The sequence below is a fragment of the Winogradskyella sp. PG-2 genome (genome assembly GCF_000828715.1).
GTDB lineage: Bacteria > Bacteroidota > Bacteroidia > Flavobacteriales > Flavobacteriaceae > Winogradskyella.
Genome location: NZ_AP014583.1, coordinates 1,844,442 through 1,868,695 on the forward strand (window position 1 = coordinate 1,844,442; position 24,254 = coordinate 1,868,695).

Annotated in this window: 21 protein-coding genes, 1 tRNA gene and 1 pseudogene; 14 read left to right on the top strand and 9 right to left on the bottom strand. The window is 32.6% G+C overall.

What is annotated here, in order from left to right; genetic code table 11:
- The first annotated feature begins 33 nt into the window (after positions 1–33).
- Entirely contained in the window at positions 34–1,095 is a 1,062-nt protein-coding gene (locus tag WPG_RS08225) for an NAD(P)/FAD-dependent oxidoreductase (RefSeq protein ID WP_045471216.1), read from the top strand.
- Complete coding sequence (locus WPG_RS08230) at positions 1,095–1,430, top strand: 2Fe-2S iron-sulfur cluster-binding protein (RefSeq protein WP_045471218.1); 336 nt, start codon at positions 1,095–1,097, stop codon at positions 1,428–1,430. The genes WPG_RS08225 and WPG_RS08230 overlap by 1 nt, the downstream gene beginning before the upstream one ends.
- Here WPG_RS08230 and WPG_RS08235 read toward each other — a convergent pair whose 3' ends face one another.
- The 6 genes from WPG_RS08235 to WPG_RS08260 all read right to left on the bottom strand — a co-directional run bounded on the left by WPG_RS08235 (position 1,431) and on the right by WPG_RS08260 (position 6,340).
- Positions 1,431–2,327, bottom strand: a complete 897-nt coding sequence (locus WPG_RS08235; protein WP_045471220.1) for a metallophosphoesterase family protein — start codon at positions 2,325–2,327, stop codon at positions 1,431–1,433.
- Between the two features lie 29 nt (positions 2,328–2,356).
- Complete coding sequence (locus WPG_RS08240; RefSeq protein ID WP_045471222.1) at positions 2,357–3,052, bottom strand: SGNH/GDSL hydrolase family protein; 696 nt, start codon at positions 3,050–3,052, stop codon at positions 2,357–2,359.
- Between the two features lie 116 nt (positions 3,053–3,168).
- On the bottom strand, positions 3,169–4,347 hold the full coding sequence (locus tag WPG_RS08245) for an acyl-CoA dehydrogenase family protein (protein ID WP_045471224.1): 1,179 nt from the start codon (positions 4,345–4,347) through the stop codon (positions 3,169–3,171).
- Between the two features lie 63 nt (positions 4,348–4,410).
- Entirely contained in the window at positions 4,411–5,124 is a 714-nt protein-coding gene (locus WPG_RS08250; RefSeq protein ID WP_045471226.1) for a tRNA1(Val) (adenine(37)-N6)-methyltransferase, read from the bottom strand.
- A 107-nt stretch (positions 5,125–5,231) separates the two neighbouring features.
- On the bottom strand, positions 5,232–5,759 hold the full coding sequence (rimM, locus tag WPG_RS08255; protein ID WP_045471228.1) for a ribosome maturation factor RimM: 528 nt from the start codon (positions 5,757–5,759) through the stop codon (positions 5,232–5,234).
- Positions 5,760–5,824: 65 nt separating this feature from the next.
- Positions 5,825–6,340, bottom strand: a complete 516-nt coding sequence (locus WPG_RS08260) for a 30S ribosomal protein S16 (RefSeq protein ID WP_045471230.1) — start codon at positions 6,338–6,340, stop codon at positions 5,825–5,827.
- Positions 6,341–6,555: 215 nt separating this feature from the next.
- Here WPG_RS08260 and WPG_RS17385 point away from each other — a divergent pair, with 215 nt between their 5' ends.
- The 6 genes from WPG_RS17385 (at position 6,556) to WPG_RS08290 (ending at position 15,112) form a co-directional block, all read left to right on the top strand.
- Positions 6,556–7,845 (top strand): DUF6252 family protein, encoded by a 1,290-nt coding sequence (locus WPG_RS17385; RefSeq protein WP_052471193.1) that lies wholly within the window; start codon positions 6,556–6,558, stop codon positions 7,843–7,845.
- Between the two features lie 136 nt (positions 7,846–7,981).
- A complete protein-coding gene (gene dnaE, locus WPG_RS08270; RefSeq protein WP_045471232.1) occupies positions 7,982–12,367 on the top strand; it encodes a DNA polymerase III subunit alpha in 4,386 nt (1,461 codons plus the stop codon).
- A 32-nt stretch (positions 12,368–12,399) separates the two neighbouring features.
- Positions 12,400–13,548, top strand: coding sequence for a serine hydrolase domain-containing protein (locus WPG_RS08275; protein WP_045471234.1), 1,149 nt, complete (start codon positions 12,400–12,402; stop codon positions 13,546–13,548).
- A gap of 119 nt (positions 13,549–13,667) precedes the next feature.
- Positions 13,668–13,985 (top strand): thioredoxin, encoded by a 318-nt coding sequence (trxA, locus tag WPG_RS08280; protein WP_045471236.1) that lies wholly within the window; start codon positions 13,668–13,670, stop codon positions 13,983–13,985.
- A 67-nt stretch (positions 13,986–14,052) separates the two neighbouring features.
- On the top strand, positions 14,053–14,982 hold the full coding sequence (locus WPG_RS08285; protein ID WP_045471238.1) for a DUF58 domain-containing protein: 930 nt from the start codon (positions 14,053–14,055) through the stop codon (positions 14,980–14,982).
- Positions 14,983–15,038: 56 nt separating this feature from the next.
- A tRNA-Asp gene (locus WPG_RS08290) sits at positions 15,039–15,112 on the top strand.
- Positions 15,113–15,292: 180 nt separating this feature from the next.
- Here WPG_RS08290 and WPG_RS08295 read toward each other — a convergent pair.
- Positions 15,293–15,748: pseudogene (locus WPG_RS08295) on the bottom strand (hypothetical protein); the annotation flags it as partial.
- Between the two features lie 7 nt (positions 15,749–15,755).
- Positions 15,756–15,932: a hypothetical protein gene (locus tag WPG_RS18385; protein WP_197539939.1), complete on the bottom strand. Its 177-nt coding sequence runs from the start codon at positions 15,930–15,932 to the stop codon at positions 15,756–15,758.
- A 481-nt stretch (positions 15,933–16,413) separates the two neighbouring features.
- Between WPG_RS18385 and WPG_RS18195 the strand changes: the two genes are divergently transcribed.
- The 3 genes from WPG_RS18195 to WPG_RS08305 all read left to right on the top strand — a co-directional run bounded on the left by WPG_RS18195 (position 16,414) and on the right by WPG_RS08305 (position 19,414).
- Positions 16,414–16,587 carry a hypothetical protein gene (locus WPG_RS18195; RefSeq protein ID WP_171817167.1) on the top strand — a complete coding sequence of 58 codons (174 nt, stop codon included), beginning with the start codon at positions 16,414–16,416 and terminating at the stop codon, positions 16,585–16,587.
- A 287-nt stretch (positions 16,588–16,874) separates the two neighbouring features.
- Entirely contained in the window at positions 16,875–18,749 is a 1,875-nt protein-coding gene (locus tag WPG_RS08300; RefSeq protein WP_144374442.1) for a tetratricopeptide repeat-containing sensor histidine kinase, read from the top strand.
- A complete protein-coding gene (locus WPG_RS08305; protein WP_045471242.1) occupies positions 18,746–19,414 on the top strand; it encodes a response regulator in 669 nt (222 codons plus the stop codon). The genes WPG_RS08300 and WPG_RS08305 overlap by 4 nt, the downstream gene beginning before the upstream one ends.
- 254 nt (positions 19,415–19,668) lie before the next feature.
- Here WPG_RS08305 and WPG_RS08310 read toward each other — a convergent pair whose 3' ends face one another.
- Entirely contained in the window at positions 19,669–20,166 is a 498-nt protein-coding gene (locus tag WPG_RS08310) for a DUF456 domain-containing protein (RefSeq protein WP_045471245.1), read from the bottom strand.
- A gap of 119 nt (positions 20,167–20,285) precedes the next feature.
- Between WPG_RS08310 and WPG_RS08315 the strand changes: the two genes are divergently transcribed.
- The 3 genes from WPG_RS08315 to WPG_RS08330 are packed head-to-tail and all read left to right on the top strand — an operon-like array spanning position 20,286 to position 24,253.
- Entirely contained in the window at positions 20,286–20,645 is a 360-nt protein-coding gene (locus tag WPG_RS08315; RefSeq protein WP_045471246.1) for a BlaI/MecI/CopY family transcriptional regulator, read from the top strand.
- 2 nt (positions 20,646–20,647) lie between these two features.
- A complete protein-coding gene (locus tag WPG_RS17390; RefSeq protein ID WP_052471194.1) occupies positions 20,648–23,110 on the top strand; it encodes a M56 family metallopeptidase in 2,463 nt (820 codons plus the stop codon).
- 12 nt (positions 23,111–23,122) lie between these two features.
- Positions 23,123–24,253, top strand: coding sequence for a tetratricopeptide repeat protein (locus tag WPG_RS08330; protein ID WP_045471247.1), 1,131 nt, complete (start codon positions 23,123–23,125; stop codon positions 24,251–24,253).
- Position 24,254 lies beyond the last annotated feature (1 nt).

Here is a 24,254-nt window from a genome sequence, read left to right on the forward strand (position 1 = left end):
TACGTTACTAGCTTTGTTTCCAACTTAAAATTTATGATTACAACAGATATACTTATAATTGGTGCAGGTCCTACAGGATTGTTTACAGTTTTTGAAGCTGGTCTCTTAAAATTAAAGTGTCATTTAATAGATGCGTTACCACAACCAGGTGGTCAGTGTTCTGAAATTTACCCTAAAAAGCCGATTTATGATATTCCTGCTTATCCAGAAATTTTAGCAGGTGATTTAACTGATAAATTACTGGAGCAATGTAAGCAGTTTGAGCCAGGTTTTACATTGGGGGAACGGGCTGAGACAATTGATAAACAAGAAGATGGTACATTTATTGTAACCACTAATAAAGGAACAAAACACCAAGCACCTGTTGTAGCTATTGCTGGCGGTTTAGGAAGTTTTGAACCAAGAAAACCTTTAATTCATAACATTTCAGATTTTGAAGATAAGGGTGTAGAATATATTATTAAAGATCCAGAAATATATAGAGATAAAAAAGTAGTTATTGCTGGTGGTGGTGACTCGGCTTTAGATTGGAGTATCTTTTTAAGTGATGTTGCTTCTGAAGTGACTTTAATTCATAGAAGAAACGAGTTTAGAGGACATTTAGATTCTGTTGAAAAAGTACAAGAATTAAAGAATAAAGGGAAAATAAACTTAATTACTCCTGCAGAGGTCATTGGTATTGTTGGTGATAGAAAAGTTAACGCTATAGTTGTTAAACGGTCACAGCATATAGAAAAGGAGTTTGAAGTTGAGTGTGATCATTTTATTCCTTTATTTGGTTTATCGCCTAAGTTAGGACCTATTGCAAATTGGGGACTAGAAATAGAAAAGAATGCAATCAAGGTAAATAATGCACTAGACTATCAAACTAATATTCCGGGTGTTTTTGCCATAGGTGATGTAAACACTTATCCGGGAAAATTAAAATTGATTCTTTGTGGTTTCCATGAAGCTACATTAATGTGTCAGGCAGCTTATAAAATCATTAATCCTGGAAAACGCTATGTATTAAAATATACAACAGTAAGCGGAATTGATGGTTTCGATGGTACACGTAAGGAAGCACCGAAAGCGGTAGTTAAGAAGATAGAATAGTGGAACAACAAGATATAAACATAACAATCATAGATAGAGAAGGTGAGGTCCATAAAATTGAAGCACCAACAGATATGGCTATGAACCTTATGGAAGTTGTCCGTTCATACGAATTAGCACCAGAAGGAACTATTGGTGTTTGTGGAGGCATGGCGATGTGTGCCTCTTGCCAATGCTATGTGTTGAGCGAAACCGAATTACCAGAAATGCAAGATGATGAAGAAGCAATGTTATCTGAAGCCTTTCATGTAAAAGATAATTCACGTTTAGGTTGTCAAATACAAATGATACCAGAAATGGAAGGCTTGGAGGTTGAGTTGGCACCAGAGAGTTAATTATTCTGTCTTGTAATCAATTAATTTAGTTGGTCCTTCAAGCAAGAATCGATCAATTTTTAAAGTACCATCTTCTGTAGTTACAATTTGCCATTTAATTAAAGATATTTTCCCATTTTCAATTTCAATACCGGTAATACTTCTTGGGTGAACACAGCTACCATCATTAAAAAAAGCAATATCACCAGGTTCTGGAAAACGTGGTCTATGTGTATGACCCGCAATGGTAATTAAATTTTTATTATCAATGATCCATTTTTTGGTGCGACGTTCTACTTTAATCAATTCTTTATAATTTTTAGCTGGACTTGTAGGATCTGCAATTCCCATCACGTTAAGAGGTTTCCATAGAATCCTAACCATAAAGCGACTCCATTTCCAAAAGAGATAATTCCACCAATCGGCTTGGTGACCATGACAGAGAAATAATTCTTGTTTTGTTTCCAAATGTTGTAAAACAATCCCTTCATTATATTTAATGTTGCAAAAGAGTTCAACATCCTCTCCAATTTTTGGGTCGAAATAAGTTGATAAATGTTTTTCGACATATTTAGGATCGCGATATACCATATCATGGTTTCCCCAAATCATATGTAAACGACCTTGTTCATGAAACAAGCGCATCAGCATATAGACATTTTTGTGCGTATTTAAAATAGATTCAAAAGATAAGTTTTCCCATAATTCATCACCATCACCGAGTTCGCAATAACTGAATCCTTCTGAGTAGTAGTGTTTTAAAGCATGAAAGTAAATGTTTCGATTATTAGCAAAATCGTCAGCAAAACTATTGTCCCCGCGATGGCAATCACTAAACAATATAAATTTAGAATTGTCGTCAAACGTAATATGTTTGGCATTTTTATAAGCACGATCTAATCTAGTTTTTGAAGACATGGAAAGCGTTTCAACTAAAATAATAAAACTTATCGAATTTTTTCAATAGCGACAGGAAGTATACGTTCTACAAACATTGTATAGGCTAATTCCGAAGGATGTAAGCCATCAGAAGCTACAAGATTAGTGTTAATTAAACCATTTCTTGTAATGTCTGTAATATTTATAAAAGTGATATTATTTATAGCACAATAATTTTCTGCAAAAGCGTTATACATGTTAATTTCCTCAGTTGTTGTCTCAGAAAGCCCAAAACCTTGACCAAAAGGCGTGTAAGCATAATCTGGTATGGAAACCACAATTATATTATTTTGGTTTCCATTAGCTAGAGTTGTTGCAGTAGTTACCAATTCGGGAAATTCTTCTTCGTAAAGCGAAAACGGTTTGCTTTGAAATTGGTTGTTAACACCAATTAGAAGTGTTACTATATCATTATCATTACTAAGATTTTCATTATTTATTGCGCTTTTAAGGTTTGTAGTTGTCCACCCTGTTTGTGCAATAACCTTTAGACTAATTGTATCTTGTCTGGAAATTTTTGTTATTAAACTATCCTTTAATTGCTCTGGAAATCTACAAGTTTCGCAAACACTCTGCCCAATAGTATAACTATCACCTAATGCTAAGATCTTATAAGATTTTGGAATTGTAATCTGTTGATCATCATTAACTCGACAAGAAAATACAACGATAAGTAAAATGACAATTAAGCCTAACTTTTTCATAATTGTAAAGATACAATTTCATAAAAACAAAAAAATGCTCCTGAAATTTAGAAGCATTTTCCTGTCTTTTTACATATAAATTATCTTGATTAAGATAATGAAATAAGCCTTATATTTTATTTGAAAGCATTTAAACCTGTAATATCTAAACCAGTAATAAGTAAATGAATATCGTGAGTGCCTTCATAAGTAATTACACTTTCAAGATTCATAGAATGACGCATAATGCTATATTCCCCTGATATTCCCATACCTCCAAGCATTTGTCTTGCTTCTCGAGCAATATTAATTGCCATATCAACATTGTTACGTTTTGCCATAGATATTTGTGCTGAGGTTGCAGTACCTGCTTCTCGCATTACACCTAGTCTCCATGCTAACAATTGTGCTTTAGTGATTTCGGTAATCATCTCAGCTAATTTTTTCTGTTGGAGTTGAAATTGTCCGATTGGTTTTCCAAATTGAATACGCTCTTTACTATAGCGTAATGCTGTGTCATAGCAATCCATAGCAGCTCCAATGGCACCCCAAGCAATACCAAAACGCGCTGAGTCTAAACAACCAAGAGGTGCACCTAGTCCAGATTTGTTAGGTAATAAGTTTTCTTTAGGCACTTTAACATTATCAAAAATAAGTTCGCCTGTTGCAGAAGCTCTTAATGACCATTTATTGTGAGTTTCTGGAGTTGAAAACCCTTCCATTCCACGTTCAACTATAAGACCATGGATACGACCTTCTTCATTTTTGGCCCAAACCACAGCAACTTGACAAAAAGGCGAATTACTAATCCACATTTTTGCACCATTTAAAAGATAATGATCTCCCATATCTTTAAAATTCGTTACCATGCCTCCTGGATTAGAACCAAAATCTGGCTCTGTTAACCCAAAAGAACCAATCCACTCACCAGATGCTAATTTTGGTAAGTATTTTTGGCGTTGTTCTTCATTGCCATATTTCCAAATAGGATACATTACCAAAGATGATTGTACTGAAGCTGTACTTCGTACACCAGAGTCTCCACGTTCTATCTCTTGCATTATTAAACCATAAGAAATTTGATCCAATCCTGCTCCACCATATTCTTCAGGTATATAAGGTCCAAAGGCACCTATTTCAGCTAAACCTTTAACAATTTGAGTTGGGAATTCTGCCTTTTGCGCAGCTTCTTCAATGATAGGTGAAACATCTCGTTTTACCCATTCTCTGGCTGCATCTCGCACTAATTTATGCTCTTCAGAGAGTAGTTCATCTAGATTATAATAGTCTGGCGCTTCGAATAAATCTGGCTTCATATTTTTTGTTTACAAAGTTTGAAACAAAAGTAACGAAAACGTTTTCATAGAGCAAAAGCTATTCTACATTTTAAGGTAAAAATCTTTGGCAAGATTCACATAGTCCTCTGTGTATTGATGACGAGCAGTTTCAATAATTAATTCGTTGTTTTCTACTTTAGTATTTTTATAAGAGAACTCTAGTAAACTTCTTTTAATTTTAGAATCAGGATTTCCTCTGACATGAAGTGATCGATTAAGAAATAATCCAATTTTTGAAGCTAAATTGATAAAATTTTGTTCTTCTTTAAAAGGAATTACAACAGAGAATATACCATTGTCTGAAAGTAAATGAGCAACAGCGTAAATTAAATGTTTAAATGGCATTGCATCATTAAAACGTGCTAAGTCACGTGCTACATTTTTACTTTTAAAATCTTCTGAATAAAAGGGTGGATTACAAATAATAAGATCAAATTGATCATCAACTTCTTCTACATATTCTAATAAAGAAGCGTGAAAGCAGAATAAACGATCAGACCAAGGAGAGTTTTCAAAATTCTCAGAGCATTGTTCATATGCACCTTCGTCTATCTCTATTGATTCAATAGTTTGTGCTTGACTTCTTTGAGCTAACATTAAAGATAATATACCTGTGCCAGCACCAATATCGAGAATAGAAAATGGATTATTTTTTATAGAAGTCCATGCTCCGAGTAATACACCATCTGTACCGACTTTCATAGCACAGCGGTCTTGATTAATTGAAAATTTTTTGAACTTGAACGGTTTATTCATAAGTATTGTCATTCCTGCGAGGCAGGAATCTATTTCTTTATAGATTATATATTGGATTAGCTACGCTGAACCTAAAGGTTTGTCTGCTTTCACAGGAATGACAAATATTATTCAAGATATAAATCAATCAAGCCTTCAGGTGTTTTAACGTCTATGACTTTATTTTCTCTGTCAACTTTTACAATAAACTCATCGTTCATTGGAATCAGAATTTCAATACCATTTCTATCAATTTCAAAAAGCGCTTGTGCAGTAGAGTCATTAATCCCAGTTATTGTACCAACATCACCAAAATTTTGATCTTTAATTTTAAAACCTATCACTTCATGAAAATAAAATTTATCTCCATCTAATTTAGGTAATAAATCAAGCGGTAAATACAATTCGGTTTTCATAAGTGAATCAGCATCAGCTTCAGTATTTACATCTTCAAATTTTAAACGCAGTAAATCAGATTTATGTAATTGAGAAGATTCAATAAAGAAAGGGACTAAATTTCCTCTTAGATCTATAAAAATGCCATCTAAGTTATTGTATAAATCAGGTTCGTCAGTATCAAGTTTAGCTAAAAGTTCTCCTTTAAAGCTATACTTCTTTACAATTTTACCTAAATAAAAACAGTCTTCTTTTTTCATCGATAATTTGAAATAAAAAACCCAGACACAATCGGTCTGGGTTTAAAAGTATAAAAATAATTTTTTTATTCTTCTTCCTTAGAAGCTGCTGTTTCTTCAGTTGCAACATCTTCTGCTACTTCTTCTTCAACAACTGGTGCAGCTGCAGCAATACGTGCTTCATTTACTGCTTTTTCTGCTTCTAATGCTTTAGCTTTTGCATCAGCATCAGCTTTAGATAAACCATCAGCTTTTGCTTGAATTTTAGCCGCTTTTTCTTCTAACCAAGCATTGAATTTTGTTTCAGCTTGCTCTTGAGTTAATGCTCCTTTTCTAACACCTCCAGCTAAGTGGTGTTTAAGCATGGCACCTTTGTACGACAAAATTGCTTTTGCAGTATCAGTTGGTTGAGCACCATTTTGTAACCATTGTACAGCACCATTAACATCTAACTCGATAGTTGCAGGATTTGTGTTTGGATTGTAAGCACCTAGTTTTTCTAAGTATTTACCATCTCTTTTAGCGCGAGAATCCGCTGCTACGATCCAGTAATAAGGTTTTCCTTTTTTACCGTGTCTTTGTAATCTAATTTTTACAGGCATAATAATTAATTAGTGAGGTTCACGACCTCTGTTATTAATGAGGGCGCAAAGATACTATATTTTTTTAATTCTCAATGTTTTAATTCACTTTAACCAAAAGAATTCTATTTTAACTAAAAGAAAAATGAAGATAGGTTCAATATTAAAAATTATTATACTTTTGATTACCTTGTTTCGTTATATTTGAAGCAAAGAAAAAGTACCATTTTAGAAATATGAAAAAACTAATCCTCTTATCTCTTGTTTTTTTTACAATATTTAGCTGTGGTGACGAAGTGCAATTTAATACACCTGCATTTCAAGGAGATCGTGCTAATCAACTCTGGAGAGCTAAAGCATTTTCTGCTAGCATTGAAGCGAACGGATTTTTAACTATCACAGGAACTAATAATATAGAAACAGTAAATCTTAGAGTTCCTTCAGTTATTGAAGGTAGATATAGAGTAGGAAATGTTAATGCAATGGAGGCTGAATATGTTGATGCATTTGGAACTGTTTATTCTACAAACAACAGACCAGATCCAACAGTGTCTGTTTACCCAGAAATTGGTGAGATTAATATTGACGAAATAGACTTAGTAAATAAAACGTTTACAGGAACCTTTAGATTTTTGGCTTTTGATGCATCTGGATTAAATTCTGTCGGTTATACAAATGGTATTTTTTACAGAGTGCCTTTAACTTCAGGTGAAATTCCTGCTGATCCAATAACATGTATAGATACCGAAATAGATACTGAAACTGCTTTGTTAGCTTACGAAGCCTCTTTTGCTTCGAGTTTAGAGTTTATTGTCAGTGCAGATTATCGAGCAGCTTGTGAAGCATATGCAGCTGCATTGAACAATCAGCGAAATTATTGTGGTGATTTAGACGGTTCAATACAAGCTATTATTGATGGTTTAGGGAACTGTGATTTAACATGCGACCAAGCTATAGCAAATAGAGTAGAGGCTGAGTCACAATATACAGCTGCTACCATTGGTGATTTTAATGATAAGTGCGCACAATATTTGTTTTATCTACAAGAAGAAATTCAGTTTTGTGGGGATGTAGATGGAAGTATTCAAACTAAAATTGATGGATTAGATTGTGGTGATGATGATGGTGATGGAGTGCCAAATGCTTTTGAAGATTTTAATGGCGATGGTGATCTTACTAATGATGATACAGATGGTGATGGTACACCAAACTATTTAGATACTGATGATGATGGAGATGGTGTTTTAACTGCAGACGAAGCCGTTGACGTAGATGGAAACCCAATTGATACAGATGGTGATTTAGATGTTGATTATCTAGATAACGACGATGATGGTGATGGGCTATTATCAAATTTTGAAACTGGTGATACAGATGGAGATGGTGTTGCAGATTACTTAGATGATGATGATGATGGTGATACTATATTAACAATTAGTGAAAATGCAGATCCAAATGCAGATGGCAATCCAGTTGATGCTATAGATACTGATGCAGATGGTACACCAGATTATTTACAAGCCTAGGTTTTTATAAAATATAATAGAAAAGCGACTCAATTTGAGTCGCTTTTCTTGTTTACAAGTGTTCATAACTTCATTTTATTAAAGCATGATTATTTCTTAATTTTAAAGTTCCGATTTTTTACTGCAAAAGAACTTTATGTACTTAATATTTGACACTGAAACTACAGGTTTACCAAAGCGTTGGGATGCACCAATTACAGATACAGATAATTGGCCAAGATGTATTCAGATTGCTTGGCAACTGCATGATGCGATGGGAAATTGTATTGAGCATCAAGATTATTTAGTTAAACCAGAAGGCTTCAATATTCCTTATGATGCAGAAAAAATTCATGGTATTTCAACCGATTTAGCACAAGAACAAGGTGTTTCACTTTCTGAGGTATTAGAAAAATTCAATGAAGCCTTAGCAAAGACCAAATATGTAGTCGGACAAAATGTAAAGTTCGATTTAAATATTATGGGAGCTGAGTTTGTACGAGAAAACCTTGCAAATCAACTTCAAGAATTACTTGTTTTAGATACCTGTACTGAACATACTGCTAGTTTATGTAAGATTCCTGGTGGACGCTATGGAAAATTTAAATTACCAACCTTAACAGAATTACATCAATATTTATTTAATACACCTTTTGGTGAAGCTCATAATGCTACGGCAGATGTTGAAGCAACCACGCGTTGTTTTTTCGAATTAATTAGAAAACAACAATATACCAAAGAACAGCTCGATGTTCAGCCAGATTATTTTCAGAGGTTTTCTGAGGAAAACCCAGATACGATTCAACTTATTGGATTAAAACACATTAACCTAAAACGTGCAAGTGCTAAGATTAATGAACGACTTCAAAGAGAACAATCAGAAGCCATCCCAACTGAAACAAATAAAGAAGCGGTTTCAAAATTAACAGAGGTTGATTTTGTACATCTGCATAACCATTCTCAGTTCTCCATTCTTCAGTCAACCATTAGCATCAAAGATTTAGTAGCTGCTGCAGCCAATGAAGATATGCCAGCTGTAGCATTGACTGATCATGGAAATATGATGGGAGCATTTCACTTTGTAAGTGCAGTTGGAAATCATAATAAAAAGATTAAGGCACAACATGCTGAAGCAGAAGAAAATGGTGAAGAGAAGAAAGGGAAGCTTATAAAACCAATTATAGGTTGTGAATTTTTTGTCTGCGAAAAGCATGATGATAAAACCAGAAAAGATAATGGCTACCAAATTGTCTTAATGGCTAAGAATAAAAAAGGCTATCACAATCTAGCAAAGCTTTCATCTGTAGCTTTTACAGATGGTTTTTACTATGTGCCACGAATTGACAAGCAACTTATTGAGCAATATAAAGAAGACCTGATTTGCCTAACAGGAAACTTATATGGTGAAGTACCTAGTAAGGTCTTAAATATTGGTGAGAATCAAGCTGAGGAGGCTTTGTTATGGTGGAAAGAAACTTTTGGTGATGATTTGTATATGGAGCTCATGCGACACAATCAAGAAGATGAAAATCGTGTGAATCCTGTATTAATTCAATTTGCTAAAAAGCATGATGTAAAGTTGATTGCTTCTAATAACACTTATTATGTTGAGCAAGAAAACGCTAATGCCCACGATATTTTACTGTGTGTAAAGGATGGTGAAAAACAAGCGACTCCAATAGGTCGAGGTCGAGGGTATCGTTACGGTCTGCCAAATCAAGAATACTACTTTAAGTCTTCTGAAGAGATGAAGACTCTTTTTAGAGATATTCCAGAAGCCATTGTCAACATTCAAGAGCTAGTTGATAAGATTGAACCTTATGAATTAGCACGAGATGTATTATTACCTGCTTTTGATATTCCAAATGAATTTAAGCATGAAGATGATGAAGCTGATGGAGGTAAACGTGGTGAAAATGCTCTTCTAAAACATTTGACTTACAAAGGTGCTGAAAAGCGATACGGCGACATTACACCAGAAATAAAAGAACGCCTCGATTTTGAGTTAAGTGTTATTGAGAATACAGGTTATCCAGGATATTTCTTAATTGTTGAAGATTTTATCAGAGAAGCCAGAAACATGGATGTATCAGTTGGTCCAGGTCGAGGTTCAGCAGCAGGTTCTGTAGTGGCATATTGCCTTTGGATTACAAATATAGATCCAATTAAGTACGATTTACTTTTTGAGCGTTTCTTAAATCCAGATCGTGTGAGTATGCCAGATATCGATATCGATTTTGATGATGAAGGTCGTGGTCGTGTTATGGATTATGTAATTAATAAATATGGTTCTAATCAGGTTGCGCAGATTATCACTTATGGAACCATGGCAGCAAAGTCATCCATTAGAGATACGGCCAGAGTATTAGATTTACCACTTGGTGATGCAGATCGAATTTCGAAGTTAATTCCGACGATGTCTAAGCTAGGAAAGATATTTGGCTTATCCGAAAAGGACTTGACTAAAAAGTTTAGAGCTGAAGATTTAGATAAAGTCAATGAGCTTCTCAATATTTCGGATGGTGAAGACTTACAAGCAGAAACTGTAAACCAAGCAAGAGTTTTAGAAGGTTCGGTTCGTAATACTGGTATTCACGCTTGTGGTGTGATAATTACACCTGGTGATATTACCAATTATGTTCCTGTAGCTTTAGCCAAAGATTCTGATTTATATGTCACACAGTTTGATAACTCTGTAGTTGAAAGTGCAGGCTTATTAAAGATGGATTTCTTGGGATTAAAAACACTAACCTTAATTAAGGATACCGTTAAGATTGTAAAAGCAAAACATGGTATTGTGCTAGATCCTGAAAGTTTTCCGCTTGATGATGAAGAGACTTATGCATTATTTCAACGAGGTGAAACGGTTGGGATTTTCCAATATGAATCTCCGGGTATGCAAAAGCACATGAAAAATCTAAAGCCTACGGTTTTTGATGATTTAATTGCCATGAACGCCTTGTATCGTCCTGGTCCTATGGAATATATACCAAGTTTTATTGCACGTAAGCATGGTGACGAAGAGATTGATTACGATTTACCAGAAATGGAAGAGTACTTAAAGGAAACCTATGGTATTACGGTTTACCAAGAGCAGGTAATGTTATTGTCTCAAAAATTGGCAGATTTCACCAAAGGTGAAGCCGATGTTTTGAGAAAGGCAATGGGAAAAAAGCAGATTGCGGTTCTCGATAAAATGAAACCTAAATTTATTGAACAAGCTGGAGCAAAAGGCTTAGATAAAGATAAACTAGAAAAAATCTGGAAGGATTGGGAAGCCTTTGCGAGTTATGCCTTTAATAAATCACACTCTACTTGTTATGCTTGGATTGCATATCAAACCGCTTATTTAAAAGCACACTATCCTGCAGAATATATGGCTGCTGTGTTGTCTAATAATATGAATGACATTAAGTCTGTCACTTTCTTTATGGAAGAGTGTAAACGCATGCGTTTACCTGTTTTAGGACCAGATGTTAATGAGAGTTATTACAAATTTTCGGTAAATAAAGATAATGCAGTTCGTTTTGGAATGGGAGCGATTAAAGGTGTTGGTCAAGGAGCAGTAAAGACAATAGTTGAAGGAAGAAAAGAAGAAGGGAATTATAAATCTATTTTCGATTTAGCAAAGCGTATTGATTTACGAGCTGCCAATAAAAAAGCCTTTGAAGGATTAGCAAATGCTGGTGGATTTGATTGTTGGGCAGATACACACAGAGCACAATATTTTGCGCATGATGGTGATGGGATTACGTTTTTAGAAAAAGCGGTGAAATATGGTGCAAAGCATCAAGAAAATGAAAACTCAGCTCAGATAAGTATGTTTGGAGAAGCTAGTGGAGTTCAAATTGCAGAACCATTGGTGCCTCCTTGTGAAGATTGGGGAACAATGGAGAAACTATCTCGCGAAAAAGAAGTTGTTGGCATATATATTTCTGGACATCCATTGGATGATTTTAAAATTGAAATGAAAACCTTTTGCAATGGTAATATTGCCTTATTTAACGATTTAGATTCTGTGTTGAATAGAGAAGTTACCTTTGGTGGAGTTGTAACAGATGTACAACATCGTGTGAGTAAACAAGGAAAAGGCTGGGCATTATTTACCATTGAAGATTATACGGATAGTTTTGAGTTTAGAATCTTTGGGGAAGACTATTTAAAGTTTAGGCACTTCTTTGTGATTAACTCTTTTGTCTATGTAAGAGCCTTTATAAAAGAAGGTTGGGTGAATAGAGATACGGGTAAAAAAGGTGATCCAAGAATTCAGTTTAATAGCTTTCAGTTACTGCATGATGTTATGGATACCTATGCTAAAAAGCTGTCCATACAATTAAATATTGATGATTTAAGCGAAGGCAAAATTTCTGCTTTGAATGACTTATTGCGAATCCATGATGGTAATAATACTCTCAACTTTGTGGTTTATGATAACAAGGAAAAAATAAAAGTACAAATGCCAAGTAGAAAGCAGAAAGTGAAAATCTCTCAAGAACTTTTGCATGAACTCAAAGAACATAATGTTAGATATAAGTTGAATTAACAAATTCCCGGGTGTATAATAATCTCATGATTATGAAAAAAATGATATTAAGTACTTTGATAATTCTACTTTTTCTTAGTTGTAAAGAAGAGAAGAAAACGCCAACTATCGAAAAGGATAAAACAGAAGTCTTCCAATCCATCTTAGATTCAATTTATGCAAAAAACAAAGATGCTGTTGGGTTGATGGTTCATATTGAAGCACCAGATAAAAAGATATCTTGGAGTGGAGCAGTTGGTATTACAGATAAAAATACTAATACACCTTTAAGTGAAGATCAACCTGTTTTGATTGCAAGTAACACTAAAACTTATGTTAGTGCAGCGATTTTGAGATTGGTAGAAGAGTCTATGCTAGATTTAAACCAAGCTATTGATACATTAATTTTTAAAAAGACTAATGCTTTACTAAAAACTGATGGTTATAACACATCACTAATTAAAGTAGTTCAATTATTAAGTCATACCAGTGGTATTCATGATTATGCGACTACTGATGCTTATATGGAAATGATTAAAAAAGATCCTAAGCACAGATATTCTAGAGATGAACAGATTAAATTAGCCATGACTTTAGGCGATCCTTTGGGTGAAGCTGGTGATATTTTTACTTACGCTGATGTGAATTATTTATTATTGACTGAAATTATTGAAAGTATAACAGGAAAGCCATTTTATACCTCAATTAGAGATTTAATTTATTATGATAAGCTTGGAATGCAAACCACATGGTTTTCTACTTTAGAAGATTATCCAAAAGATTTAGAACCACTAGTCCATCAATATTGGACTTCCGAAGGTTTTGATAGTTATGAAATAGACCATTCTTTTGATTTGTATGGTGGTGGAGGCATAGCATCTACTTCTAAAGATTTGGCTGTGTTTTGTCAGAGTTTATTTAACAATAAAATATTTGAGTATTCAAGTACGCTAGATTTAATTTATACTAAAGCAAGTCCTAAAAAACCTATGGAAGGTAACTATTATTTAGGTTTATTTGGTGTTGATTTTGATGGCGTAAAAGGTTATGGTCATGGGGGTTTTTGGGGAACAGTTGTGAATTATTTCCCAGAATTAAATGCTAGTATTTTTATTTTAGATAGAGATAAGCGAATATTAAGTCCAGATATTAATAGATTGATGCTTAAAGAGCTTAAAAGCTATTATAAAACCAAGCAATAGTGTCATAATCAAATCAAATACTGCCAATGTAAGGTTTGGCATTTTTTTTGACTAATTTTGTGTACTTGTTAAGACGCAGGTATGTTAACTAAAGTAGAATACAATAAATAATAAATATTATGGCATTAGAAATAACAGATGCAAACTTTGAAGAAACAGTATTAAAGAGTGATAAACCAGTAATGGTTGATTTTTGGGCAGCATGGTGCGGTCCTTGCCGTATGGTTGGACCAATCATTGATGAAATTAGTACAGAGTACGATGGTAAAGCTGTAGTTGGTAAGGTAGATGTTGATGCTAATCAGGAATTTGCTGCTAAGTACGGGGTGAGAAACATACCAACAGTATTAGTTTTTCAAAATGGAGAAGTTGTAGGTCGTCAAGTTGGTGTTGCACCTAAAAATGCATACTCTGATGCTATTGATGCACTTTTATAGAATAAGATTCTAAAAGAAATGATAAAAGGTTTGTCTATAAGGCAAACCTTTTTTAGTTTCGGTACTCATGGATTTACAATTAGAACTCAATAAAGCAGGTGGTTTTAAAAACCTAGAATTGTCAGCTAAACAAGTGGTTGAAGGTTTTATAGCTGGGATGCATAAAAGTCCATTTCATGGGTTTTCTGCTGAGTTTGCTGAACATAAAATTTACAATCAAGGTGAAAGCACTAAGCATATAGATTGGAAGCTTTATGCCAAAACAGATCGTCTGTACACTAAGCGTTATGATGAAGAGACGAATCTGAGATGTCATCTTATTATAGATAATAGTAGTTCTATGCACTATCCTGAATCAGCTGGTTCTACGATAGATAACTTAAATAAAATTTCGTTTTCAGCTTTGGCAAGTGCATCTTTAATGCATATTCTTAAAAAACAACGTGATGCTGTTGGTTTGAGTGTCTATAGTGATATTTATGATTTCTATTCACCAGAAAAAGGTAGTGAGCGTCATCATAGAATGCTGATGACCAAATTAAGTGAAGCGGTTATTACAAAACCAGAGTCGAAAACAACAGAAACTTATCGCTACTTGCATCAGATTGCTGAGAAGATTCATAGACGATCATTAATCTTTGTGTTTACAGATATGTTTCAGACCTCAGAAGATGATGAAAAGTTATTTGAAGCCTTAAGACATTTAAAACATAACAAGCATGAAGTAGTTTTGTTTCATGTATTTGATAAAGCCAAAGAACTGACTTTTGATTTTGATAATCGACCAAAACGTTTTATAGATATAGAAACAGACGAGTATATTAATCTGTATGCTGATAATGTAAAAGACAACTACGAAAAAGCGGTAAGAGACTACTTTAATAATCTAAGATTAAAGTGTGGACAATATAGAATTAAGTATGTTGAAGCCGACATCAATGCTGGTTTTAATAGCATCCTAACCTCTTACATGATAGAGCGTCAAAAATTTGTTTAGATTTTTGTTTGCCAAATTAAAAATGCAATGTATATTTGCCCTCGCAATTATGCAACGGTCTGGTAGTTCAGTTGGTTAGAATGTCGCCCTGTCACGGCGAAGGTCGCGGGTTCGAGTCCCGTCCAGACCGCTAAAATTGCAAAATTAAAGCTTCAAGAAATTGAGGCTTTTTTTGAAGCATTTGTAAGATGTTGTGTTGTTTTCAGAGAGATCTGAGACGTAGTGATATCAAACTTGATTTGATATTCCAATGAAAGGCTTTCCTTTTTTCTTTATAGAAAATCGGGATGCTTTTTTGTTTTACAGAGGATTATTGTTTGTTTATTTTCCAAGATTCAAAATCTTTTTTATTGTCTTCAGAGGTTAAAGGGTATAGTCCTATTATAGATCTCCCTTCTAGTACTTTTTCTGTTACATATTCCTCATACAATTCCATTTTAGAAGCTGTGTCTGCTACTTCGTCTGCTAAATGTGCAGGAATAACCATAACACCATCATCATCTCCTACTATAACATCACCAGGAAAAACGGCGACATCTCCACAACCAATAGGTACATTAATATCAATAGCATGATTCAATGTAAGATTTGTTGGAGCAGTTGGAGTATTATGATAAGATGAAAAAGGTAAACTCACAATGATACTTGAGTCTCTAAACCCTCCGTCAGTAACAACACCTTCAACTCCACGTTTCATTAATCTAGTTATTAATATAGAACCTGCTGAAGCCGCTCTAGCCGATTTTCTACTATCCATAACCATAACAGCACCTTTAGGGCATTCTTCGAAAGCAACTCTTTGTGGACTTTGGGTCTTTAAATACTGTAATAGGGTTTAAATCTTCTCTAGCTGGTATATATCTTAATGTAAATGCTTCACCAACCATATTAGGTCTTCCTTTTGCTAAAGGTTTTGCACCTTGTATAAATTGATGCTTTAAACCCATCATAAACAATATCGTGGCAATAGTTGGTGTACTGGTTCTTTTTAATTGTTCTTTAGTAGAATTTAGTATATTTTTTGGATTTAAAGATCATATAATTGCATGATATTATGTGTAAATATAGATTATATGGTTTTAAAAAAAAGAACATTTTAACCCCTGAAATTGAGTTTTAAACAGGCTGCGGGTAAAATAAATGCATTTAATCGATAAAAAAATGCATTTAATCGATGATATTTTTTAGTTTATTATATTATGTTCTATATTTGAACTCCTTCTTAAGACCTCAAATCGCTTACTAAGGAAATTTTAGTTCATTTTACTATTAGGCACGAGTTGTCTAGAAAAACATCCCTCGTTTTTATTTTAGTATAGTTTTAGGCGAAAACCTAAGATAGTTAATAATCCATTCCCTTCCCTCAGCGTTGTAACGATAGTCGTTACACATTAATATTGACTATTACTCAACCTTAAATTGAATATACTTATGAAAACCTTAAAAATTACTTTAGCCTTAGTTGCTGTACTTGTTTTAACTGTGTCTGGTGTGCAATCTGAAAATACTTCAGACTCAGCGCAAAATGAAATCAATCAACCAACTAAAATAGATTTACTTGCTCACAGAGGAAAAACAAAAATGAAAATACCTACAACCGGATAAAACAAATATATTTGTATTTATTTAGCCCATCTCGTTAACGATTTGGGCTTTATTGATTATAATCAACTTACCTTAACAATATTTATATAAAAAATTCTAAATTTGATTATATCAATACCCCCTTTTTTGTGAAATATATATTCATTAGTTTTATTTATGCTTTTTTGTCATTTACTCAGGTTAGTAGCCAATCAAATGATAGATTAATTGACTCGATTAATAAATTAAGGGAATTTTCTATAAGTACTTCTATCTCACCAAAGGAAAGGCTTGAGTTTTCCAAAAAAGTGATAAAATTAGCGAATCATATAAATATTGATTCTATAATTCTTCGCGCCAATAGAGATTTAAGTTACAATTACTTAATTAATGAGGATTTTGATATGTTTAAAGAGATAAGTCTAAGGAATTTAGAATTAGCGCGAAAACTTAAAGACTCGTCTGCTGTAGCTTATACAAATAAGAATTTGGGTTGGTATTATTATGCTATTGATGATGATAATACACAATCTTACAAATATTTAATAAGAGCATTGGATTACTTTAATCTAAAAGGAATATTAAATGAGAAAGCTGAGATATTAGCAAGTATAGCAACGATTCAAGATTTAGAAAAGGACTATTTAGGTAGTGAGCAAAATGCTATTGAGGCTCTAAGATTGTTAAATAATTTAAATGCAGAAGATAAAAATGAGGATAAATATCGTTTACTTAATCTTCTCGGAGGTCTATCTTATAAACTTGAAAATCATGAAAAATCTATAGAATATCATACAAAAGCGTTAAATCTTGCAAAAAAAATTGAAGACAGGATTGATAGATACTCAGAATCATTAAATAATCTAGCATTAACTTATAGAGCCAAAGAAAATTATGTTAAAGCTTTAAATTTTTATGAAGAACTTATTAATGACAATAAGCTACGAAAAAATGATATTACATTTTATGCTTTGATTCTTGACAATTATGCTTTTACAAAATTCATGCAAGGGAATTATGATTTTGATGTATTAGAAAAAGATTTCAAGATGGCACTTAAGATTGCGGATAGTATTGATGATTCTTATACCAAACTTGCTGCTTCTATAGATTTATCTAAATTTTATAAAGCGAATGATAGAAAGGATTCTGCTTTGATTTATGCTAAAGAGAGTTATAAAATATCACGTGATATTCCAATCAATGAATTATATCTAGAATCAATGATTTTACTCTCTGATTTAACTAAAGGTGAAGAGAGTAATAATTATTTAAAAGCTCATATTAAATTGAGTGATAGTCTTTTAAAAAAAGAAAGAAATAACAGAAATAAATATGCTAGGATAAAATATGATACCGACCAAATTGAAGCTGAAAACGAACAAATTTCAAAAGAAAACTTTTACTTAGCTATATTATCAATTGGCTTATTATTTTCAGCAATTCTTATATATGTTGTGATATCTCAACGTTCTAAGAACAGAAAACTTAGATTAATACAAGTACAACAAAAAGCCAATGAGGATATTTATAACCTTATGCTTGGTCAACAAGATAAAGTAGATGAAGCTAGAGCCAAAGAGAAAATTAGAGTGTCTAAAGAATTGCATGATGGTGTTTTAGGGAGACTTTTTGGAACTCGTCTTAGCTTGGATAGTATGAATTTTAAAGATGGCAAAGAAGCGATGATGACCAGAGCCAATTATATTGGCCAGCTAAAAACCATCGAAGAAGACATCCGTAAAATATCTCATGAGTTAAATACCGATTTTGTTTCGGGTACCGGTTTTATGGAAATTGTTTCGGAACTTATTGAGAATCAAACCCAAGCTTATGGTTTAACCTTTGACTTTAATTATACCGATGATATTAGTTGGGATTTAGTATCTAATAAAACTAAAATAAATATTTATAGAATTATCCAAGAATCAATGCAAAATATCTATAAACATGCTAATGCTAATGCCATAAAAATTAGTATTTCATTAGAAAAAGATGTAATTTGCTTAGAAATCATCGATGATGGAGAGGGATTTGACACATCGAAAAGCAAAAAAGGCATTGGTTTAAAAAATATGACTTCTCGTGTGGAGGATATTAATGGTAAAATCACCTTTACTTCTCATACTGGTGATGGAACAACTGTTAATGTTAAGATTCCCTACACAAACCAATCAACATGAAACATATTAACATACTCATGGTAGATGATCACCCAATTATTATTGAGGGCTACCAAAATGTATTAATGGCGACTAAAGCCGATGATCAGACTTTACTCATAGATACAGCTAATAATTGTGATACTGCCCAGTTGATGATTAATAGAGCCTCTAAGGATACACCTTATGATGTCTGCTTTTTTGATATAAGTTTACCAGCTTCTGAAGATGGGAGATATGCATCTGGTGAAGACTTAGCGCTCTTAGCTAAGAGGGTACTGCCAGATGCTAAGATTATTATACTTACTATGTTTAATGAATCTTTTAGAATCCATAATATTATTAAAGAAATAAATCCTGATGGATTTCTTATTAAAAGTGATTTAACATCAATGGAATTGGCTGATGCCTTCCAACAGATTTTAAAATATGCACCTTATTACAGTAGTACAGTAAGTAATTATGTAAAAAAGACCATTACTAGCGAAATTTATGTAGATGATGTCAATCGTAAAATTTTACACTTATTATCACAAGGCATAAAAACAAAAAGCTTAAATGAGTATATACCACTTTCTACAAGTGCTATAGAAAAGCGAAAAAAACAGCTAAAATTATTGTTCTCCGTAACTGATGGAAAAGATGAATCTTTGCTTCAAGAGGCCAGAGAAAAAGGATATTTATAGGAATAGGTAAAATAATTACGCTTTTAAATGTTTCTAAAAATACTTGTATCTACTGCCAAACCTATAAACTACGGTTTTTCCACAACATGTCTATGGTTTTTCCGCAACAATAAATGAGTCTTGTAACTTACCTTTACATCAAGTCAACAAGAATTAATTAATCCCTCTTAAGTAATTGTTGAGTTAATAGCAAGAAAATTGAAACCTAGCGACATCTTATGTAACTAGGTTTTTTTCTTACTTTATATTTAGGTTTATAACCAACTCGCGTTATGTTCTGATAGTTTTGCTATAAAGAAACCTAAAAAAACAATTGCTACTATAAATTTTAAAAAAGTTGATGCTATAAACCCTAAGAATGATCCAAAAGCTGCCTTCAATGCTTTTTCCATGTCATTTCTATGAATCATTTCTCCAATTAACGCTCCTGTAAAAGGACCGATAATAATTCCGAATGGAATAGGTGAGAGTAATCCAATTATTAAACCTAGCGTAGTTCCTATCATTCCGTCACGGCTTCCACCAAAACGTTTTGTTCCTAGAGCAGGAATAATGAAGTCTAATACATATATAAATACTGCAACTAGAAGTGTAGATATTAAAAAAGTTTGACTCATTTCGACACCATCAGTAAAGTGTAACACTAAAAGACCAGCCCAACTTGTTAGTGGACCAGGTAGAATAGGTAGAAAACTACCAATAATTCCTAAAATGATTAAAAGTAGTGCAACAAGCACCAAAAAAATTTCCATATAAGTAATTTGAATTCACTTTATAAGACGCAATAAGTAGACCAAAGTTACAGTTTAAACTAAAAAATTAGTTTAAACTAATTTTTTAGTTATATTTGTGTAACTAAAACCTTAGTTTTATGAAACAGTTAACAAAAGCAGAAGAAGAAATAATGCAAGCCTTATGGCAGCTAAAAAAGGCCAATGTAAAGTCTGTAATTGAAATTTTACCTGAACCTAAACCAGCATATAATACAGTATCTACAATTGTAAGGATTCTTGAATCCAAAGGTTTTGTGGATTATGAAAAACAAGGGAAAGGTCATATTTATTTTCCAATAGTACATAAAGCATCTTATAGCAATCAGTCTATAAATAAAATTGTAGATAATTACTTTCAAGGCTCTTTTAAGAGTATGGTGTCTTTCTTTGTACAGAAAAATGATATTGATGTCAAGGATATAGAAACGTTGTTAAATGAAATTAATAAAAAGAACTAATCATGTTATATACCATCATTCAAATTATAGCATTTCAGACCTTGTTTTTATTGGTTTACGATTTGTTTTTAAGACGCGAAACCTTCTTTAATTATAATAGAACTTATTTACTTTTAACTTCAGTATTATCATTGGTATTACCATTTGTAAAGTTCCCTAAATTAAAAAAAATAACAACAAACGATGTTGTGATTCAGTTACCTGAGGTTTTTATAGGTACCAAAGTACCTACAGCAAATGAAATTTTTATAGCAGAACAAGCAGGTATTATTATAGAGCAACCACAAACTCCAATTTGGCAGAGTATAGCTTTATTTGGTATTGCTTTAGCAGCATTAATTTTCCTTTTTAAAATCGGAAAACTTTATGTATTAAAATTTAGAAACCCAAAACGATGGCAAGGAAATGTGTTAATTGTAAAGCTTATAAAGAGTAGTGCAGCCTTTTCATTTTTCAATACTATTTTTCTTGGTGAGCGCATTCCTGAAAGAGAAAGACCAATTATTTATAAGCATGAACTAGTGCATATAAAAGAATTACACACTTTAGATTTACTCTTTTTCGAAGTCCTTAGAATCATCTTATGGTTCAATCCATTGTTAAATATCTACCAAAATAGAATAAAAGAATTACATGAATATATAGCAGATGCTAAAGCTTTGAAGCAAAATGGAAAAGTAGAGTATTATCAAAGCTTACTTAATCAGGTATTTGATGTGAAAAATGTGTCTTTTACAAACACATTTTTTAAAAAATCATTAATCAAAAAACGAATCGCTATGTTACAAAAATCAAAATCCAAACAGCGTCAACTTATAAAGTATACATTATTACTTCCTTTAGTTTTTGGCATGCTAATTTATACCTCCACTGAGGTTAGAGCTCAAGTAAAATCAGTTGTTGAACAAGAGATTAATTCAGACTTTTCGAATGTTGAATCGTATACACCTACCAGTATTCAAGTAAAACCAAAGGTTAAGCAAAACGTGAATCAAGAACTCACAGATGCCGAATTGATAAAAAAGTATTACAATGAATTAGTGGCAATGAAAAAAAATGGAGCGTCTTTTCTTGAAATTGCAAAATATGCTGACATTGGTACTGAAAATTCAGAAAAATACTTACTTTCTAAAGGAGAGTTTTTAAAATCTAAAGCCTTTATGCAGTATGTTGTAGAGCATATGAGTGCAAGAAAGTCAGAAAAAGGAACGTTAACAACAGAAGACTTTCAAACATTTGAAAAATTAACTTTTGATAAACACAAAACGTATCTTGACTATAGAGCATGGAAAAAAACGGATGAGGCAAAAGAACACTGGGAGTCTTATTCTAGAGATGGAGTGCTTAGGCTTTTTGTTAAAGAAATAGGAAACCAATCGGCTGAAGAAAAAGAACTTTTCGACCGTTTATTAAAACAATTAGAGAATGATGATTATGAAAAAATAATAATGACAGATGGCAAATCTACATTTGTTGTAAATGATTATAAAAGTCCTGAGCAAAATGAAGTAATTGAATCTATTGAAGTCCCATTTTCAGTGGTAGAGGAAGTCCCAACATTGGTTGAATGTAAAGATTTAATGAGTAATGTAGATCGCAAAGATTGCATGAACCAGTTTGTAAACAAACACGTTAATAAGAATTTTAATACAAGTCTAGCTGATAGTTTAAGTTCAGGTAGAAAACGCATTTTCATTCAGTTTAAAATAGATACTCTAGGTTATGTTAAGGCTATAAAAGCCAGAGGACCGAGTAAAGTATTAGAAGAAGAAGCCAAACGCGTTATTAAAACTCTGCCTCAATTTACACCTGGAAAGCAAAAAGGGAAATTGGTTGTTGTGCCTTATTCTTTACCTATTGTTTTTCAAGTAGCTGGTACTAATTCAACTGAAACAAAAGTATCTTTAGAAGAATTGGTTGCTCAAAGAGATCGAGTTTTAAAGAATTCTAGTGAGGATAATCCAGTTGTAATAAGATTAAATCGTCAGATTGAGGCTGTAAAGAAGAATAAATCCGTTAATGATAAAGTAGATGAATTAACAAAATATTTAAAGGAAGAGTTAAATAAAACTCAAAAAGATTCTATTCAGCTTCAAAATATTCCATTTAGTGTTGTAAAGGTCGCTCCTGTGCATCCAGATTGTAAAACGCTTACTGATGAAGAACAGAGAAAATGTACAACCAGTAAAGTAAACATGCATGTAAATAAAAACTTTAATACTAATTTGGCTAATGAACTTGATATTAGGGGAAGGCAGGAAATATTTATTGCTTTTACAATTAATAAAGAAGGTTATGTTACTGATGTTAAAGCTAGAGCACCTCATAAAGAATTAGAAGCTGAAGCCATTAGAGTAATTAAAAAATTGCCTCAGTTTATTCCTGGTAAACATGATGGTGAAAACGTAGATGTTCCTTTTAGTATACCTGTAACTTTTCAAGTTAATAACACAAAAAAAAATTAATTGCAATTGTCTATGAAATATAACTTTTGGTTATTGTGTTTAGTTCTCAACCTTAGTTTAAGCTCCCAAAACTCAACAGATAAAGCCGATAATTTATATGCTAGTGGCAACTATTCCAAAGCTATTGAAATCTATAAATCGTTAAAAGACTTAAATGAGATTTATGGAAAAATAGCTAAAGCCTACATTGCTATTGGTAACTACGGGGAAGGACTGGTTAACTATAAAAAAGCAATAGACGCTAATCCTGAGAATACACTTTTAAAATATGAATATGCCAAGTTACTGACCAAGACTAAAAAATATGATGAATCACATCAACTTTTTAAAGTCTTAATTGCTTCAGATAGTTTAAACCCTAATTACCATTATGAGTTGGGTATTGTTTTAGAAAAACAGAAAGATACTTTGGCTATACAAGAATTTATAAAAACTTTTGATTTAGATCTTACTCATCAAAAAGCCATTTTTAAGATAGCAAAATATAATATTAAGAAACGAAAATTTGAAACTGCACACCGTTTTATAGACAAAGGCCTTGAGAGTTATATAAATAATATAGAATTGGTGAGTCTCAAGGCTCAAGCTTATTATTTTCAAGACTATTATACACATTCTGTAGTTTGGTTTAAGAAGTTACTCGACTTAGGAGAGAAGTCTGAATTTATACATGAGAAATTAAGTTTAAGTTATGCACAGAATTCAGATTATGAAGATGCTATTTATCACAGAAAACAAGCACTAAAGTATAGCCCTAACGATGCTAATGCAATATTTGTCATTGGAACTTACTATCAAAGTCTAAGCAATTTCGAAAAGGCAGAAGAGTATATTTCTAAGGCATTAAAACTTCAAGACCAATCCCTTTCAGATGAATATCAGCGGTTAGGAGTTATTTTAAACCGCCAAAAAAAATATGAAAAAGCCATTAAGGCATTTCAAAAATCTTTTAAAGAAGATCCTACGAATATTATGTCAGAGTTCTTTATTCTTAGAACTAAAGACGAATATTATGCAGATATAGATACAAAGATTAAAATGTATGAAGACTTTATTAAAAGGAAAGAGAAAAGTCCTTTTGCATCCTTTGCCCAAAGTAGACTTGAAGAACTAAAGCAAGAAAAATTCTTAGAGGAAGATTAGA